The organism is Ruegeria sp. BC8 (genome assembly GCF_056535705.1).
This window is the reverse complement of sequence record NZ_JBQFIV010000001.1, coordinates 2,826,913-2,842,955: the sequence shown is the minus strand read 5'-3', so window position 1 is coordinate 2,842,955 and position 16,043 is coordinate 2,826,913. Positions and strand designations below refer to the sequence as shown.

The 16,043-nt window shown below is 62.7% G+C and carries 17 protein-coding genes; 5 read left to right on the top strand and 12 right to left on the bottom strand.

Going from position 1 to position 16,043, the window contains the following annotated elements; translation table 11 throughout:
- Positions 1 to 56: 56 nt before the first annotated feature.
- Positions 57 to 944 (top strand): LysR family transcriptional regulator, encoded by an 888-nt coding sequence (locus ACR3EK_RS14335; protein ID WP_480633711.1) that lies wholly within the window; start codon positions 57 to 59, stop codon positions 942 to 944.
- Here the strand turns inward: ACR3EK_RS14335 and ACR3EK_RS14330 are convergent.
- Entirely contained in the window at positions 941 to 1,672 is a 732-nt protein-coding gene (locus tag ACR3EK_RS14330) for a glycosyltransferase family 25 protein (protein ID WP_480633710.1), read from the bottom strand. The two genes, ACR3EK_RS14335 and ACR3EK_RS14330, sit on opposite strands and share 4 nt — an antisense overlap.
- A 91-nt stretch (positions 1,673 to 1,763) precedes the next feature.
- Positions 1,764 to 3,914, bottom strand: coding sequence for a polyribonucleotide nucleotidyltransferase (pnp, locus tag ACR3EK_RS14325; RefSeq protein ID WP_480633709.1), 2,151 nt, complete (start codon positions 3,912 to 3,914; stop codon positions 1,764 to 1,766).
- A gap of 611 nt (positions 3,915 to 4,525) precedes the next feature.
- Here pnp and ACR3EK_RS14320 point away from each other — a divergent pair.
- Positions 4,526 to 6,127 carry a BCCT family transporter gene (locus ACR3EK_RS14320; RefSeq protein ID WP_170341096.1) on the top strand — a complete coding sequence of 534 codons (1,602 nt, stop codon included), beginning with the start codon at positions 4,526 to 4,528 and terminating at the stop codon, positions 6,125 to 6,127.
- Positions 6,128 to 6,229: 102 nt separating this feature from the next.
- Here the strand turns inward: ACR3EK_RS14320 and ACR3EK_RS14315 are convergent, their stop codons facing one another.
- Complete coding sequence (locus ACR3EK_RS14315; RefSeq protein ID WP_170341097.1) at positions 6,230 to 6,553, bottom strand: potassium channel family protein; 324 nt, start codon at positions 6,551 to 6,553, stop codon at positions 6,230 to 6,232.
- 117 nt (positions 6,554 to 6,670) lie between these two features.
- Here ACR3EK_RS14315 and ACR3EK_RS14310 point away from each other — a divergent pair, with 117 nt between their 5' ends.
- Positions 6,671 to 7,993, top strand: coding sequence for a metal-dependent hydrolase family protein (locus ACR3EK_RS14310; protein ID WP_480633708.1), 1,323 nt, complete (start codon positions 6,671 to 6,673; stop codon positions 7,991 to 7,993).
- A gap of 74 nt (positions 7,994 to 8,067) precedes the next feature.
- On the opposite strand, the gene rpsO is transcribed toward ACR3EK_RS14310, so the two are convergent.
- The 6 genes from rpsO to rbfA all read right to left on the bottom strand — a co-directional run bounded on the left by rpsO (position 8,068) and on the right by rbfA (position 12,224).
- On the bottom strand, positions 8,068 to 8,337 hold the full coding sequence (rpsO, locus tag ACR3EK_RS14305; protein WP_005980247.1) for a 30S ribosomal protein S15: 270 nt from the start codon (positions 8,335 to 8,337) through the stop codon (positions 8,068 to 8,070).
- 144 nt (positions 8,338 to 8,481) lie between these two features.
- Positions 8,482 to 9,501, bottom strand: a complete 1,020-nt coding sequence (locus ACR3EK_RS14300; protein WP_480633707.1) for a calcium-binding protein — start codon at positions 9,499 to 9,501, stop codon at positions 8,482 to 8,484.
- A gap of 95 nt (positions 9,502 to 9,596) precedes the next feature.
- The gene (locus ACR3EK_RS14295) at positions 9,597 to 10,106 is read right to left on the bottom strand and encodes a DUF1643 domain-containing protein (protein ID WP_170341998.1); all 510 of its coding nucleotides are present in this window, start codon (positions 10,104 to 10,106) and stop codon (positions 9,597 to 9,599) included.
- 22 nt (positions 10,107 to 10,128) lie between these two features.
- On the bottom strand, positions 10,129 to 11,034 hold the full coding sequence (gene truB / locus ACR3EK_RS14290) for a tRNA pseudouridine(55) synthase TruB (RefSeq protein ID WP_480633706.1): 906 nt from the start codon (positions 11,032 to 11,034) through the stop codon (positions 10,129 to 10,131).
- A 54-nt stretch (positions 11,035 to 11,088) separates the two neighbouring features.
- Complete coding sequence (locus tag ACR3EK_RS14285; protein WP_480633705.1) at positions 11,089 to 11,832, bottom strand: phosphodiester glycosidase family protein; 744 nt, start codon at positions 11,830 to 11,832, stop codon at positions 11,089 to 11,091.
- The gene (rbfA, locus tag ACR3EK_RS14280) at positions 11,829 to 12,224 is read right to left on the bottom strand and encodes a 30S ribosome-binding factor RbfA (RefSeq protein WP_093964142.1); all 396 of its coding nucleotides are present in this window, start codon (positions 12,222 to 12,224) and stop codon (positions 11,829 to 11,831) included. Before rbfA ends, ACR3EK_RS14285 begins: the two co-directional genes overlap by 4 nt.
- Positions 12,225 to 12,316: 92 nt before the next feature.
- Here rbfA and dapB point away from each other — a divergent pair, with 92 nt between their 5' ends.
- On the top strand, positions 12,317 to 13,126 hold the full coding sequence (gene dapB, locus ACR3EK_RS14275; protein WP_480633704.1) for a 4-hydroxy-tetrahydrodipicolinate reductase: 810 nt from the start codon (positions 12,317 to 12,319) through the stop codon (positions 13,124 to 13,126).
- Here the strand turns inward: dapB and tmpB are convergent.
- Positions 13,123 to 13,713, bottom strand: coding sequence for a (R)-1-hydroxy-2-trimethylaminoethylphosphonate oxygenase (gene tmpB, locus ACR3EK_RS14270; protein ID WP_480633703.1), 591 nt, complete (start codon positions 13,711 to 13,713; stop codon positions 13,123 to 13,125). The genes dapB and tmpB overlap by 4 nt on opposite strands.
- Positions 13,710 to 14,846: a 2-trimethylaminoethylphosphonate dioxygenase gene (gene tmpA / locus ACR3EK_RS14265; RefSeq protein WP_480633702.1), complete on the bottom strand. Its 1,137-nt coding sequence runs from the start codon at positions 14,844 to 14,846 to the stop codon at positions 13,710 to 13,712. Before tmpA ends, tmpB begins: the two co-directional genes overlap by 4 nt.
- 98 nt (positions 14,847 to 14,944) lie before the next feature.
- Between tmpA and ACR3EK_RS14260 the strand changes: the two genes are divergently transcribed.
- Positions 14,945 to 15,805: a LysR family transcriptional regulator gene (locus ACR3EK_RS14260; protein WP_480633701.1), complete on the top strand. Its 861-nt coding sequence runs from the start codon at positions 14,945 to 14,947 to the stop codon at positions 15,803 to 15,805.
- Between the two features lie 4 nt (positions 15,806 to 15,809).
- Here ACR3EK_RS14260 and ACR3EK_RS14255 read toward each other — a convergent pair whose 3' ends face one another.
- Positions 15,810 to 15,992: a DUF1674 domain-containing protein gene (locus ACR3EK_RS14255; RefSeq protein WP_480633700.1), complete on the bottom strand. Its 183-nt coding sequence runs from the start codon at positions 15,990 to 15,992 to the stop codon at positions 15,810 to 15,812.
- Between the last annotated feature and the right edge of the window lie 51 nt (positions 15,993 to 16,043).

The following is a 16,043-nucleotide window of genomic DNA, read 5'->3' as shown; positions in this document are numbered from 1 at the left end:
ATTAGTGCCGGATTTGGCAAAGCATTATTGCTGACAGGTAATAATGAGGCTGCGAGATGGCGCTGTGGGACGGGCTGGAAGAATTCCTGATGGTGGTTGAGACGGGGGGCTTCACCGCCGCGGCCCGGCGGCTTGGGGTTTCGGCCAGCCATGTCTCGCGTCAGGTCGCCCGGCTTGAGGATCGTTTGGGCGTCAAGCTTTTGGCGCGTTCGACTCGCGTGGTGCGCCTGACCGACGCCGGACGCGACTATCACGCGCGTGTGGCCGGGCTTGTGGCGGGTCTGGAAGAGGCGAACCAGTCGGCGGCAGGGGATCGGGCCCAGATCGCGGGGCGCATTCGCGTTTCGGCCGCGGGGCCATTTGCTGAACAGTTCGTGGCGCCCGCTTTGGCGCGGTTCGCAAGCCTGCACCCCAAGCTCTCGGTCACCATCGACTTCAATTCGCGCCTTCTGAACCTGACCGAGGAAGGCTTCGACTTTGCCATCCGCTATGGCACGCTGACCGAAAGCGGGCTGATCGCGCGACGTCTGGCAACCCGACGAATGGTCTGCGTGGCCGCGCGCGGCTATCTCGACCGGCACGGAAGGCCGACCCATCCGGCCGACCTGCGGCATCATCAGTGCCTGATCACCAACAATGACAGGTGGGTATTCCGCGACCCCGGCTCGGGCGACCCGATCGAGGTTCGGGTGCATGGCCGGTGGCAGGCCAACAACCCGCACGCCATTCTTTCAGCCGCGCGGCAAGGTCTGGGGGTCATGTACGCGCCCGAGATTTTTCTGGGCGCGAAGCGCCCCCCTGAGCTGGAGCCAATTTTGCAGGGGTTCGAGGATCCAAGCCGTGCGAGTTGGATCGTCTATCCTGAACGGCGTCATCTGCCGCTGCGGGTGCGCCGGGCGATGGATTTCCTGGTCGAGGAACTGGGCGATGCGATGCCCGACTAGTCGGGGCGCTGCGGATGCAGGTGCAGTTGCGCGCGATAGGCGGCACGCTTGAACTCGCGGGTCAGCTTATCGGTCAGGGGCGGTTTCGTCTGGATCGTCGAGCCGCCCATCAAAGGAGATATTTCCTGATTTCCTGTGCCCTGTACTGAGTGAATTCGTTGCCCAGTTACCCAATGCATTTGCAAGAAAACATCTATCGGCCGGTCGATAGCATTGGTTCCATTCAGCAGGCGCGCAGCAGCATTTCGTCCGATTACTTGGCATACACAACCTAACCCAATAACCTTGGGTAGAATTAATCGAACGCCGTTTTTCTCGGATATTGTTTGAGCCGGGACTTCTCGCTGCTTTATTGGCAGACGAACAAAACTATCCAAAGAAGCGAAGCCGCTTACCATTTCCAACGCAATCCAGAGTCGTTGAGGATCGACCTGCAAATCGTCTTCGCAGATCAATGCCAAGTCGATGTTTTCCTCCACCATTTTCTTCCAAATCCGGCGCTGGCTTTCGAAGACGCCGATCTCGGCCGGGCGCAGGGTGAACGGGTAGCGTGGGCGATGCAGGTTGCCCGGGTGCAGTGTGACCCCAGCAATCTGAGCCGGATCGCGCCCGTTGACCGCTTCGATCAGTTCGGCATTGGGCAGGTCGGTGCAGAGCTGCTCGGCATTGGGTCGGCGCGCGGTGCTGGAGGACATATGGATGATGAAGGATCGCATGGTGTCGTGCATAGAACAGGGCTGCGGCCCGGGAAAGGCCCCGGGAAACAAAAAAGACCCCGGCCGGAACCGGGGTCTTGGATCAAGCAAGGGGCAGGGCGGATTATTCCGCGCCTTCCTCTTTCTTTTCCTTCTTCTCGGGCACGATCTCTTCGCCGGTTTCCTGATCGACGCATTTCATCGACAGGCGGACCTTGCCGCGATCGTCGAAGCCCAGAAGTTTGACCTTCACTTCCTGGCCTTCCTTCAGAACGTCCGAAGGGTGGTTCAGGCGACGGTTTTCGATCTGAGACACGTGGACCAGACCGTCACGCTTGCCGAAGAAGTTCACGAAGGCGCCGAAATCGACGATCTTCACGACCTTGCCGGTATAGATCTGACCTTCTTCCGGCTCAGCCACGATCGAGTGGATCATCTCGTAGGCTTTCTTGATCGACTCACCATCGGGCGATGCGATCTTGATGATGCCGTCATCGTTGATGTCGACCTTGGCGCCGCTGGTTTCCACGATCTCGCGGATCACCTTGCCGCCCGAGCCGATCACTTCGCGGATCTTGTCGGTCGGGATCTGCATGGTCTCGATGCGCGGTGCGTGGATCGAGAACTCGGCAGTCTCGCTCAGCGCCTTGCTCATCTCGTTCAGGATGTGCAGACGGCCGTCCTTGGCCTGAGCCAGGGCTTTCTCCATGATCTCGGGCGTGATGCCCGCGACCTTGATGTCCATCTGCAGCGAGGTGATGCCGTTTTCGGTACCCGCAACCTTGAAGTCCATGTCGCCCAGGTGGTCTTCGTCACCCAGGATGTCGGTCAGAACGGCATAGTCGCCGTCGTCTTCCAGGATCAGACCCATGGCCACACCGGCCACCGGAGCCTTGAGCGGAACGCCCGCATCCATCATCGACAGCGAACCGCCGCAGACCGATGCCATCGAGGACGAGCCGTTCGACTCGGTGATCTCGGACACCACGCGGATGGTGTAGGGGAAATCGGTCGGAGCCGGCAGAACCGCCTGCAGGGCGCGCCATGCCAGTTTGCCGTGGCCGATTTCGCGGCGACCGGGCGAACCGACGCGGCCCACTTCGCCGACCGAGTAGGGCGGGAAGTTGTAGTGCAGCAGGAAGTTCGATTTGAAGTTGCCGTGCAGCGCGTCGATGAACTGCTCGTCGTCACCAGTGCCCAGCGTCGTCACGGCCAGCGCCTGGGTTTCACCTCGGGTGAACAGGGCCGAACCATGGGTCCGCGGCAGCAGGCCGGTTTCGGCCACGATCGGGCGCACGTCGGTGGTCGAACGACCGTCGATCCGCTTGCCGCCCTTCACCACGTCGCCGCGCAGGATGCTGGCTTCGAGCTTTTTCATCGCCGAACCCAGGTTCGAGTCCTCAAGCTGCTCTTCGGTCAGAGCGGCCTTGATGGCCCCGCGCGCGGCGGCGACGGCTGCGGTGCGCTCTTGCTTGTCGGTGATTGCGAATGCGGCACGCATCTGCTCTTCACCGGCAGCTTTCACGGCAGCGTACAGCTCCGAGTAGTCGGGGGCTTCGAAGGCAAAGGGCTCTTTCGCGGCGTCTTCGGCCAGCGAGATGATCAGGTCGATCACCGGCTGGATCTGTTCGTGCGCGAAGGTCACGGCGCCCAGCATCTCGGCTTCGGTCAGCTCGTAGGCTTCCGACTCCACCATCATCACGGCGTCTTTGGTGCCGGCCACAACCAGATCCAGACGCTGTTCGGGGTTCAGGCGCAGGTCCTGCATGTCGTCCACGGTCGGGTTCAGGACGTACTCGCCATCCACGAAACCAACGCGGGCACCGGCGATCGGGCCGCGGAAGGGCGCGCCCGAGATGGTCAGGGCCGCCGATGCGGCGATCATCGCCACGATGTCGGGGTCGTTGACCAGATCGTGGCTCAGTACCGTGCACATCACCAGAACTTCGTTCTTGAACCCGTCAACGAACAGCGGACGGATCGGACGGTCGATCAGGCGCGCGGTCAGCGTCTCTTTCTCGGTCGGACGGGCCTCGCGCTTGAAGAAGCCACCCGGCACCTTGCCGGCGGCATAGTATTTTTCCTGATAGTGCACGGTCAGCGGGAAAAAGTCCTGACCGGGCTTCTGTTCCCGGGCAAAGGTCACGTTGGCCATGACGCTGGTCTCGCCCAGCGTGGCAATCACGCTGCCGTCAGCCTGACGGGCAACCTTGCCGGTTTCCAGTGTGAGCGTTTCCTCGCCCCACTGCATCGATTTCTTCGTTACATCAAACATATGCGTATCCTAGATGGGAGCACTCCCGCCCCTGCGGGTCTCCCGTTTTGCGTGGCGGCCCCATTGCCGCCGACCCCAATTTATCTTCCATTCGAGTGCCGGGGTCAGGGCACAACGTCTCAGATACCGCGCGCATACATGAGATTGCGTCGGATTGAAAGGGATAAGGCCGCAGAAGGCACACGGTCCTGCATCTGCCGTGGTTCGCCTTTGCGTCAGCCGACACCGCGAACGTTCCGATGCGTAAGCCCGCATAGCATCTGGCGTGCACCCGCTCGCAAACAGGACCATCGCTCGTCATCGAGGATATGCAGATCGGAAATCGGCGCGGCAGAGGCTGGAGAGAAACTCCGGGCTGCGACGGTGGTAGGAAAGCCGCGAAACTAATGCGACCCCGTCCTCTCGACCTCGGTCAAGCCATCGCTGGCCATGCGCAGACATATTCCCGTAGGCGAATGCATTTTGTGAAAAAGTGATTGCAGTGTAGCCTCTTACCACGGAACCCGCGGTCCAGACGACGAAAAGGCGCCAAGGGGGTAAGACTACTCACTGTCGTCCGACGGCCGAATACCTTGGCGTTTGCAATTCGCGCGAACGAAAGGGACGGCCACATGTCTCAGACCAAGAAAATGCTGGATCCGGATCCGCGGATCTATGATTTCGAAACGGAATACGAGCTGGGGCAGGACAATGTTCGCCCATTCGGGCTGGATATTCACAACCCGGTTTTTCTTATCTCAAGCATCCTGATCTTTGCCTTCGTGCTGATCGCTCTCGCCAATCAAGAGGCCGCAGCAACGTTCTTCGGTTGGCTGCGGCCGTGGCTGACTAGCACCTTCGACTGGTTCCTCGTCCTGTCGGTGGATGCAATCACGCTGTTCTGCCTGGCCTTGATCGTTCTGCCGGTGGGCAAGGTGCGCATCGGCGGCAAAGACGCCAAGCCCGACTACTCCTACGCCGGCTGGATTGCGATGATGTTCGCGGCCGGGATCGGCATCGGATTGCTGTTTTTCGGCGTGTTAGAGCCGGTCTACTACAATTTCGCCGAGGATGGCGGCGCCCGTCCTTTGGGCATCGACATCGCGGTGCCGGGCAATGAATACATTGGTGTTGTTGGTACCATCCACCACTGGGGGCTGGAGGGCTGGGCGGTCTATGCCGCCGTGGGCCTGAGCCTCGCGATCTTCAGCTACAATCTCGGCCTGCCGCTGACCCTGCGCTCGGCCTTCTACCCGTTGCTGGGCGAGCGTGTCTGGGGCTGGTGGGGCCATGCGATCGACACGCTGGCGGTGTTTGCCACCCTGTTCGGCCTGACCACATCGCTGGGGCTGGGCGCGCAACAGGTTGCCGCCGGTCTCTACGAGGTGTTCGGCATCGAACCCAGCCCAACCGTCGTCGTCTTGCTGATCATCGGTATCACGATGATCGCGCTGGGCTCGGTGCTGATGGGCATGGACGCGGGCGTGAAGCGGCTCAGCGAGATCAACATGATCATGGCCGTGGGCCTGTTCCTGTTCGTGATCGCAGTGACCGGGATCGGCACGGCGATCTCGCGCTATTTCAGCGTGATGACCGATTACGTCAGGCTGCTGCCGGCTTTGTCGAACCCGTTCGGGCGCGAAGACACCAGCTTCTTCCACGGTTGGACAACCTTCTACTGGGCCTGGTGGATCGCGTGGTCGCCTTTCGTGGGCATGTTCATCGCCCGCATCTCCAAGGGGCGCACGGTGCGTGAATTCGTGATCTGTGCGCTGCTGGCGCCCACGGCGGTCTGTGCGCTGTGGATGTCCACCTTTGGTGGCGCGGCAATCGACATGCTGAACGTCGGCGGTGCCGAGGGCGTCAAGGCCACGGTGATCGACAGCTATGCCCCCGAAGGCGCGCTGTTCGGCTTCCTGAAAGAGCTTCCGCTATACGGCATCGTGGCCCCGATCGCGCTGATTTTGATCGTGGTCTTCTTTGTCACCTCGTCCGACTCGGGGTCTCTGGTGATCGATACGATCACCGCAGGCGGCAAGATGGACGCCCCGGTGGTGCAGCGTGTGTTCTGGTGCACGCTGGAAGGCTTGGTCGCAATCGCGCTGCTGCTGGGTGGCGGCCTTGCCGCGCTGCAAGGTGCGGCGGTGTCAACTGGCATCCCGTTCACGCTGGTGGTGCTGATCATGTGCTACTGCCTGTGGTTGGCGCTGAAGTCTGAGCGCGCCAAGATCTGAGCCGCCCGCGACGGTCAATGAACGCCCGCCATTTGGCGGGCGTTTTTTCGGTTTAACCGGACCCAGTCATAGTTCCAAAGGTTTGACCCGGGTCGGAAGTCTCTATTCAGGATCTCGCAACAAAGCCTTCGCAAATTGAATGAACATTGCGATGAACACGCCGACCCCGACGAAGATGTAGATCACGGTGAAGACCTTGCCGATCTTGGTCGCCGGGGACAGATCGCCGAACCCGACCGTCGACAGAGTGGTTGCGCTGAAATACAGCGCGTCCACCCAATGCCAGCCCTCGACGCTGCTGTAGAACAGCGTCCCGGACAGAAGAATAAGAATACATAGCAGCAAACCGCCCCGAAAATGCGGATCATCCCACGATCGGACGATCGCCTTGAGCAGACGGTAGGCATTTAGGATCAGAGCTATCATTCTGTACGCCTTTGAGCTGTTTCGAGGATACGTTCAGGATGCATGTTTTTGAATGAAATTCCGCATGTACAAATCGGATTATTTGCTAAGGTGGCGGTGTTTGACAGGAGATACTTCATGCGTATTCATCTTTTGGTGGCGCTGCTTGCCGCCACCTCGGTTTCCGCGCAGCAAGACCCGGCTCAGACCCTGATCACCAATGTGCATGTATTTGATGGCGTCAACGACGGGCGCATCGAAAACGCGAATGTTCTGATCGAGGGCAACCTGATTGCGGCTGTGTCGACAGACCCGATCTCGGCCGAAGGAGCAACGGTGATCGACGGCGGTGGACGCACCCTGATCCCGGGTCTGATCGATGTACACTGGCACACGACATATGCGTATACCCCAGCAACCGTCTTGATCTTCAATCAAGGCGATATGTCGGAAGTGGCCATTCGTTCGATGACAGGGGCAAAGGAAACCCTGATGCGCGGCTTCACAACAGTGCGCGATCCCGGCGGCAATCCATTTGCAATCAAGAGACTGATCGATTCCGGCGAATACCCCGGGCACCGCATTCTGCCTTCGGGGCCGTTCATGAGCCAAACATCGGGTCATGCCGATTTCCACAGTTTGTTGGAGAACCCAAGAAACTCGACTTCCGAGTTGAGTTATTGGGAAAAGAACATGATGGCGATGGTGGCCGATGGGGTCCCCGAGGTTCGCAAAAGGACCCGCGAGATTCTCAAGTACGGTGCCTCCCAAGTCAAAATAACCACAGGCGGTGGCGTATCCTCACAGTATGATCCGCTGGATGTGAGCGAATACTCTGTTGATGAGATCGAAGCGGTCGTCGAAGAAGCTGCGAACTTCAATACTTACGTACTAGCCCATGTAATGACGGACCGCGGGATTCGCACCTCAGTCGAAGCCGGCGTCATGAGCATCGAGCATGGTTTCTTCGCGTCTCGTGAAACGCTTGAGCTCATGAAAGAAAAAGGGGCATGGCTAAGCCCCCAGACCATGAAAGAAGAGGACATGGTCTGGGACAGCCCGGTCAGCGCGGCAAAATACAAGCAGGTCACAGATGCCGTTGCGAACCTGTACCCGATGGCCAAAGAGGTGGGGGTAAACCTGGCCTTTGGGACCGACCAGCTTCTGGACGCCTCCAAGGCGTATCAACAAAGCCTTTATCTGGTGCGATTGGGCGAATGGTTCACCCCGTATGAAGTGTTGAAAATCGCCACTTCTGAAAACGCCCGGTTGCTGGAACTGAGCGGCCCCCGGCACCCGTATCAAGACGGCCCGCTAGGGGTCATCAAAGAGGGTGCCTATGCCGACCTGATCCTCGTCGACGGCAATCCGCTTGAAAACCTTGAGTTGGTTGGGAATCCGGGCGAAAACTTCGACCTGATCATGAAAGACGGTGTGGTCTACAAGAACGCGCTGGATTGAACACCGCGCTCCTCTGACAAAAAACGCCCGCCATATGGCGGGCGTCTCGAACTTGAAAGCGGTGTAGTCCGCGCTTAGCGGCGGATGCCCAGCTTTTTGATCAGGTCCTGGTAGCGCGCTTCTTCCTTGCCCTTCAGGTAGTCCAGCAGCTTGCGGCGCTGGGCGACCATCTTCAACAGACCACGGCGGCCGTGGTTGTCTTTCTTGTGGGTCTTGAAGTGCTCGGTCAGGGTGTTGATGCGCGAGGTCAGGATTGCAACCTGGACTTCCGGCGAACCAGTGTCGCCGTCCTTGGTCGCGAATTCTTTCATGACGCGTGCTTTTTCTTCGGCAGTGATCGACATCGGGGTCTCCTTCAAAGGTTAGAGTTGATGGCGCAGGCCGGGATGTCGTCCAGCGCAGGCCCATGGAGAAAACCGCACCGATTCCGATGCGGATGGGCGCGTATAGGCGCAATCGGAATAAATGGCAAAGGGATTCTGCGTATCTCAGCCCGAGGGGCTGGTCAGGGCCGGGTCCAGACCCGGGGTCAGTTGGATATCCTCGGGCCCAAGATCTTGGGCGCCGAACAGATAGGCCAGCTCGCGCCCGTTGACCAGAACGCGCGTCAGATCAGCGTTGTCCGCATCCTGTTCGATCCCGATTTCGGGCGCGTCAGGGCCGTTCCATTCGATCAGCAGCTTGTCTTCTCCGGGGGTGAAATCCACGACGCTGACTTCCTTACCTGTGGCCGTTCCGTCGATGGCGATTTGGTCCGCTCCCTGACCACCGGTGACGACATCTCCGGCACCTGCCAGGATCGTGTCGTCCCCCGCGCCGCCGTTCAGAAAATCGCTGGCGGGCGTGTCGCCATCGTCCCGACCGGTCAGAGTGTCGTCGCCATCACCGCCGAACAGCGTGTCTGCCCCTGCGCCGCCGGCGAGCATGTCTTCGCCGTCGCCGCCTTGCAGCGCGTCTTCGCCCTCACCTCCGGCAAGGTCATCGTTGCCCTGACCGCCGAACAGATCGTCATCGCCTTCGCCGCCAACCAGCCGGTCGTCGCCGGGATGACCGTACAATATGTCGTCACCGGCATTCCCCGAGAGGTCATCGTGACCGTTGCCACCGTGCAGAATATCATCGCCAGTGTTTCCGTTTACTGAGTCATCCCCGTCAGCGCCGAACAACGTATCATTTCCGGCGCCACCATCGATAATGTCATCGCCGTCATAGCCGTTGATCTGATCGTTGCCCTCGGCCCCGCTCAGATTGTCCACACCCGGTCCGCCAGCGATGACCAGGTTTCCGTCCACGTCCGAGAGTATGGTTCCGTGGGACGCACCCTCGGCCTCGGCCGGGTCTTCGAAAGAATCGTCAATCTCAAGCAGATTTCCTTCGGGAATGTCTTCGACGGCATCTTCTTCGATGACATCGTCGTTGTCCTCGTCCTCATCCCCCGAGAATACGTCGCTGATCGCGTATGCTGCGCCGCCCATTGCGGCCAGGCCGAACAATCCGAGCAGAAACATGGGAACCCTCCGAAAGCGTGCCGCCCCGAGTGTGAAATATCCCATGCCGCCAAAGGGTTGGTCAAAGCCAACCTGAGTCTGTGGTTAACCCTTTGTCACCGGTTCCACGGTTCGGGTTGCTGGGTATACGCGATGTAGAGTGGATGCTTGGGGTGGCCTGCCTTGCTGAGCCCCAGGTGGAACAGCGGCTGGCCAGTGCCGCGCAGCAGGCGTTCGACCGCCGGGCCGCGATCCAGATGCGCGCCATGCGTGCCCCAGGCGGCGATCACCTGATCGGCCCAGTCCACGCCGGCCAGGATGGCAGCGTCGTTCTCAGGTCCCACCGGATCGGCCGCTGCGCGCATCTTGCGCGGGTCGGTGTCGCGCCAGGCAAAGATGTTGGTCACCTGGAACGCCCCGAACCCCAAGGCCCGCGCGCGCCGCTCGCAACGCTCGACGGTCGGGTCATTCTGCACCTCGGTCGCGGTCGAAGGGTTCAGCATCACGAACAGCGCCCGGCGCCCGGCCGGATCCCAGATGCGGGTCAGGCTGTAGCGATAGCGTTCGCAGTCGGAATAGACGGCTGTCGAGGGCGCGTCGCCCTTGGTGTGGGACCGGGTGATCATGCGCCTTCGCTTAGCACGGGACCTAACCGGCGAACACCCGGCTGGGGTGCAGTTCACCGGATTTGTAGACCCCCACCGCCACGGCCTTGCCGTCGAACGATGCCCAGGCCTCGTCGCCGTATTCCACGTCGCCGGCTAGAACCATGCCGGGGTTGCCGTTGCGCAGGCGGGTGGCGCCTTCGGGGGTGCATTTCAGCTCGGGCAGGTCGGCCAGCCCTTCTTCCAGCGGGCGCAGGTGCTCATCCAGCGCCGGGGTTTTCGCCATCTCGTCGATCTGCTCGATGCTCAGGCCGTCCTCGGCGTCGAACGGACCGGACCAGATCCGGCGCAGCTCCTTGACGTGGCCATGGCAGCCCAGCGCCGCACCCAGGTCGCGGGCGATCGAGCGGACATAGCCACCCTTGCCGCAGGTCATTTCCAGCACGACATGGTCGGGGTCGGGCCGGTCGACCAGCACCAGTTCCTCGACCCACAGGGGCCGGGCGGCCAGTTCGACATCCTCGCCTTCGCGGGCCAGCTTGTAGGCGCGCTGACCGTCGATCTTGACCGCCGAGAACTTGGGCGGCACCTGCATGATCTCGCCCACGAAGGGCAGCAGGGCCTGCTTGATCTCGTCATCGGTGGGGCGCAGGTCGCTTTCCGCGATCACTTCGCCCTCGGCATCGTCGGTATTGGTGGCCTGACCCAGCCGCACGGTAAAGGTATAGGCCTTGAGCGCATCGGTGATGTAGGGAACGGTCTTGGTGGCCTCGCCCAAAGCGACGGCCAGAACGCCGGTGGCTTCGGGGTCGAGCGTGCCGGCATGGCCCGCCTTTTTGGCGTCCAGCGCCCAGCGGACCTTGTTGACCACGGCGGTCGAGGTCATGCCTGCCGGCTTGTCGACCACCAGCCAACCGGAAATGTCACGACCCTTGCGTTTGCGTCCCATGATGCACCTAGAATTCTGCTGAGGCGCGCGACCTAGCGGATCGGTCCGGCGCTGTCAATTTGCCGGGATGTCCTCGACCACGCCGACGATCGGCCCCAGCGAGAATCCCACGTCCGATCGGTTCGCCGCCCGATCATACATGCGCGAGATGTTGCCGTCGAAAAATAGCGCGTTGGGCGTGTTCAGAACGTCGCGGAACAGGCGGCCGAACTCGTGGAAGGTGACGTAATCTTCGGAAATCACGAATACCGCACGGCTGCCATCGGCGCTGGTGCCCACCCCGTTGCGCACATAGCGCGAGGTCGAATCCTTTAGAAACCGCGGATGCAATTCGCCGTCGATCACCAGCATCGGGCCGGATTGGGTGGCAAAGCGGCAGTCGGGCTTGCGATCTAGATAGTCCAGCGTCTCGAACACGTCGGCACGGCCTTCGCGGATGCAGAACACCCCGTTGGGCAGCAGGCCGAAATTGCCGGGTCCGGCGTTGGGAATCACGCGCATGAGTTCCTGCCCGTCTTCGACATAGTGGCCCACGGGCGAGCGGTCCTCGTGATACATGCCGGCATTCATCGCAAAGCTCAGGCGTTGGCCCGCATCGGCCAGTTCCTCGTTCACCGACGAGAAGTGGCCCAGCACTTGGCCCGCGTCGTCATACAGGAACAGGCGCAGGTCCTCGGAGGTGGCGTCGACCTCGCACACGGTATAGCGCCGGTCTTCGTGGGCCACGCGCTCGCAGGTCACCGCACCGGCCTGTCCGGCCCAGAGCAACGCGATCAAAGCGGCGGTCCTGCGGATCACTCGTCCAGGTCCCGGCGCACGGCGTCCTGTTCGAACATCCGGCGTGTGTCGTCCATGCGGTCGAACGTTTCGTCCAGCCGGAAGCGCAGGTCGGGGGCGAATTTCAGGCCGACCTTCTTGCCGACCATGCGGCGCAGCTCGCCCTTGTTGCGGGCCAGCAGCTCGATCACGGTGTCCTGCCCCTTGCCGCCCAGCGGCAGCACGTAGGCGGTGGCGATCTTGAGGTCGGGCGAGGTGCGCACTTCGCCCACGGTGATCGACAGGCGGTTCAGGTCGGGGTCGTGCACGTCGCCGCGCGCCAGCACCTCGGACAGGGTGCGGCGGATCAGTTCGCCGACGCGAAGCTGCCGTTGCGAGGGGCCGGGGCCGTCGTGGAATTTGTTCTTAGCCATGTCCCCGATCTAAGCGCAAAGCGGGGCTTTGCCAAGCGGCCCCGAACCGGGTAGGAGGCTTTGAGCCGAATTTCAGAAGAAGGACCAGCGCAATGACGCATATTCCGGGAATCGTCGTGACCGGGGCTTCGGGCCGGATGGGGCAGATGCTGATCAAGACCATCACCGACAGCGAACAGGCGCGGCTGGTCGGTGCGGTCGAGCGCACGGGCCATGACTGGATCGGCGAGGACGTGGGCACCGCGATGGGCGGCCAGCCGCTGGGCGTGACCGTCACCGACGATCCGCTCGAGGCTTTTGCACAGGCCCAGGCGGTGATCGACTTCACCGCGCCCGAGGCGACGCTGGAGTTCGCCGCGCTGGCGGCGCAGGCGCGCTGCGTGCATGTGATCGGCACCACCGGCATGAGCGACGAACAGATCGCCGCGCTGGAACCCGCCGCGCGCCATGCGGTGATCGTGCGGGCCGGAAACATGAGCCTGGGCGTGAACCTGCTGGTGCAGCTGACCAAGAAGGTCGCCGCCGCGCTGGACGAGGATTTCGACATCGAGGTGATCGAGGCGCATCACCATCACAAGGTCGATGCGCCCTCGGGCACGGCGCTGATGCTGGGCGAGGCCGCGGCCGAGGGGCGGGGCGTGCAACTGGCCGATGTCGCCGACCGGGGCCGCGACGGGATCACCGGCGCCCGGCAGGGGGGCCATATCGGCTTCCACGCCATCCGCGGTGGCGACATCGTTGGCGAACACGACGTGCTGTTCGCGGCGCCGGGCGAACGGATCGTGCTGCGCCACGTGGCGACCGACCGGGCGATCTTTGCCCGAGGCGCGCTGAAGGCGGCGCTGTGGGGACAGGGCAAGGCCCCCGGCCAATATGACATGGTGGATGTGCTGGGGCTTTAACCCTCGCCCAGATGCCGGTCGACCATGCGCTGAACCATCGGCGCGAAATGGTCGAAGCCGGGGGTGTCCATGTCGGGCCGTTTGCCGGCCTCGTCCAGATACCGGACCTGGATGATTTCCTTCAGGTTCGGGTTGGCCTCGAATGCGGCGACTTCCTCGGCGCTCATCGGGCCGCCCTGCAGGTCCAGCGTATGGACCGAGGCCGCCGACAGACGGTTGAAATATTCGGGCCTGGTTGCACACAGGTACCGCTTGGCCGCGACGTGATAGCGGCAGCAATCGGTGATGACCGACGGAAAGAACCGCTCCAGCACCTCGGCGCCGGCGTCCTCGTGGTGGCGATCCTCGGTGTCGTCGGGGTGGTAGGTGCCGAATTCCGAGGTGAAATGCCCGATATCGTGCAGCAGGGCGCCCACGATGATCTCTTCGGCCATGCCGTTCTGCTCGGCGATGGTGGCGCCCTGCAGCATGTGCTGGGCCATGGTCACCGGCTCGCCCAGGTATTCCTCGCCCCCCCGCCGGTCGAAGATATCGGCGATGAAGGCCACGATGTTGTCGCGGGTCAGGGTCTGGAAATCGGATTTCATTCCGCCGCCTCCGGTTGCGCCATCCGCATCGCGGCGAGGGTCGACAGCAGCCCGTCCTTGTCGGCATAGCATCCCTGCAGCCAGCGCGACCCGGCACCCGAATAACCCAGACGCGCGTGCAGGACGCGGGTGTTGTCGACGATGAAGCTCTCGCCCGGTTCCAGCTTGAACGCCACGCCCATGGCCGGGTCGTCGATGATCTTGCCCAAACGGCGGTAGGCGGCGTAATAGGCCTCCATCCGGTCGAAGGGCACATCCACGAACGGGGCCGAGGACCGGTTGTTGAAGCGGATGCCGATCAATTCGCCATCGGGCGACAGCTCGATCATCGGACGGCGCGCGCGCAGGCAGACCCCGTCCGAGCCGCGGTATTCGAACCGCGCGGGATAGCCGGCCAGCAGGGCAAAGCCTTCGGGGTTTTCGTCGCGCAGGCGCTGGGCCGCGCGAAAGCCGTCGACCACGATCGACTCCCCGCCCTCGGCGCTGTTTTCCAGGCAATAGAGGATCTGCAGCGTGGGCACCGGGTCGCGATAGGGGTTGTCGGTATGCGCCTGCAGGCCAAGGCCGGTATAGGCCAGGTTGGTCGGGTTCACCTCGGTCCTCACCTCGAAATAGGGGCCATAATTGGTCTCGCGCACATAGCCGAACAGATCGGCGACCTTCAGCAGCGAAGCGGGCTCGGTCGGGCCGTCGGTCAGCTTGGCAAAACCGTATTCGGCGACCGCCGCCAGCCAGTCGCGCTTGGCGGCGGGGCTTTCATGCACCTGCGTCCAGTCGCCGGCCGGGGCCGCGAACCCGCCGTCCCAGGTGGTGATTCCGGGCGACAGCCAGCCCATCGGGCGGGTCTGGTCCCGATCATAGACATGTTCGGCCAGCCAGTTTGCGGGGAAGGAGACCGTCTTGTCTTCGGGGGCGAAGGTTACCTGCAGGTCACCGCCCGCCACCTCGGCTGCCTGAATCGCGATATCTGCCGGAATGTCGCCGATCGTGATCAGGCGCTGGCCGTTGCCGGGGTCGCGCGTCTGCGGGTCCAGCGCATTGTCGCGCAGCCAGATGGCGTGAAAACGGGCGCGGGTGCCGTCTTCGAACTCAACCGAAACGACCGCCGGGTCATGGGTGGCGTGGCGCAGCATGGGGCTCTCCTGTTCAGCGCGGGCTTTGATTGAGGAGATACGCGGGATATGACATTACGACAATTAAGGCTTGTTTCCTCTGAGAGTTGGAAAATCTAATGAGCAAGAAAAAGGTCGGCCTGCCCCCGCTGGACTGGCTGCGCGTGTTCGAGGCGGCCGGGCGGCTGGGCGGATTCTCGGCCGCGGCGCGCGAGTTCGGCCTGACCCAGGCGGCGGTCAGCCAGCGCATCGCCAATCTGGAATCCTGGCTGGGTCGGTCCCTGTTCGTGCGCGAGGCGCGCGGCGTGTCGCTGACGGTCGAGGGCGAAAGCTATCTGCCGCTGGTGCAGGACAGTCTGCGCGCGTTGGAACGTAACACCGAGGATCTGTTCGGCACCGCCCCGCGCGCGTTGCGGGTGGCCGGGCTGTCCTCGCATATCCAGGCGCTGGTGCTGCCCAGCCTGGGGGCCTTTCGCGCCCTGCGACCCGAGGTGCAGGTGACCACGGATTCGGTGGCCCGGCGGTCCTCGCTGGAGGACGAGCGGACCTGGCTTCAGATCCGCTATGGGCGCGGCAGCTGGCCGGGGCGCGCCGCCGAGCTGATCGCGCCCGAGGTTCTGACCCCGATGGCGGCGCCGGGCGTCAGTTGGGGCGCGCCGGTGATCGATCTGCGCGGCGAACGGCCCGGCTGGCAGGACTGGATGCAGAAAACGGGCGATACGGAACTGCCACGCGCCGGTCTGAGCTTTGATTCGATGGAACATGCCCTGGGCGCGGCGCGGCAGGGGCTGGGGGTCGCTTTGGGGTCGGTCGCCCTGGCCTCGGTGGATCTGGCCTCGGGCCGTCTGATCCGGCTGGGGCGTCCAGACCTGGAAACCCGCGACGGATACTGGCTGACCTGGCCGCAGGACCGGGCGCAGTCGAAAAAGCAGCAGGCCCTGATCGGCGATTTCCTGCAGGCCCTGCGCGCGGCGGCCTGAGCGGTCAGAAATCGATCGCGATGCCCTTCTTCTCCCAATCGCCATAACGCGCGGGATCGGGGCCGTCGCGTCCGCCCAGTTCCTTGGGCAGGGGTTTGGCCTCGGCGTCGGCCTTGCGCCGGCGCTCTTCGGCCTCGGCCAGGGCGCGCCGGGCGGCGGGCGGCAGGTCTGTGCGGTCGTCGCTCATGACATCGGGTTCCTTTCCGTGCATGGCCTTGATATACGCCCTCGTCCGCTG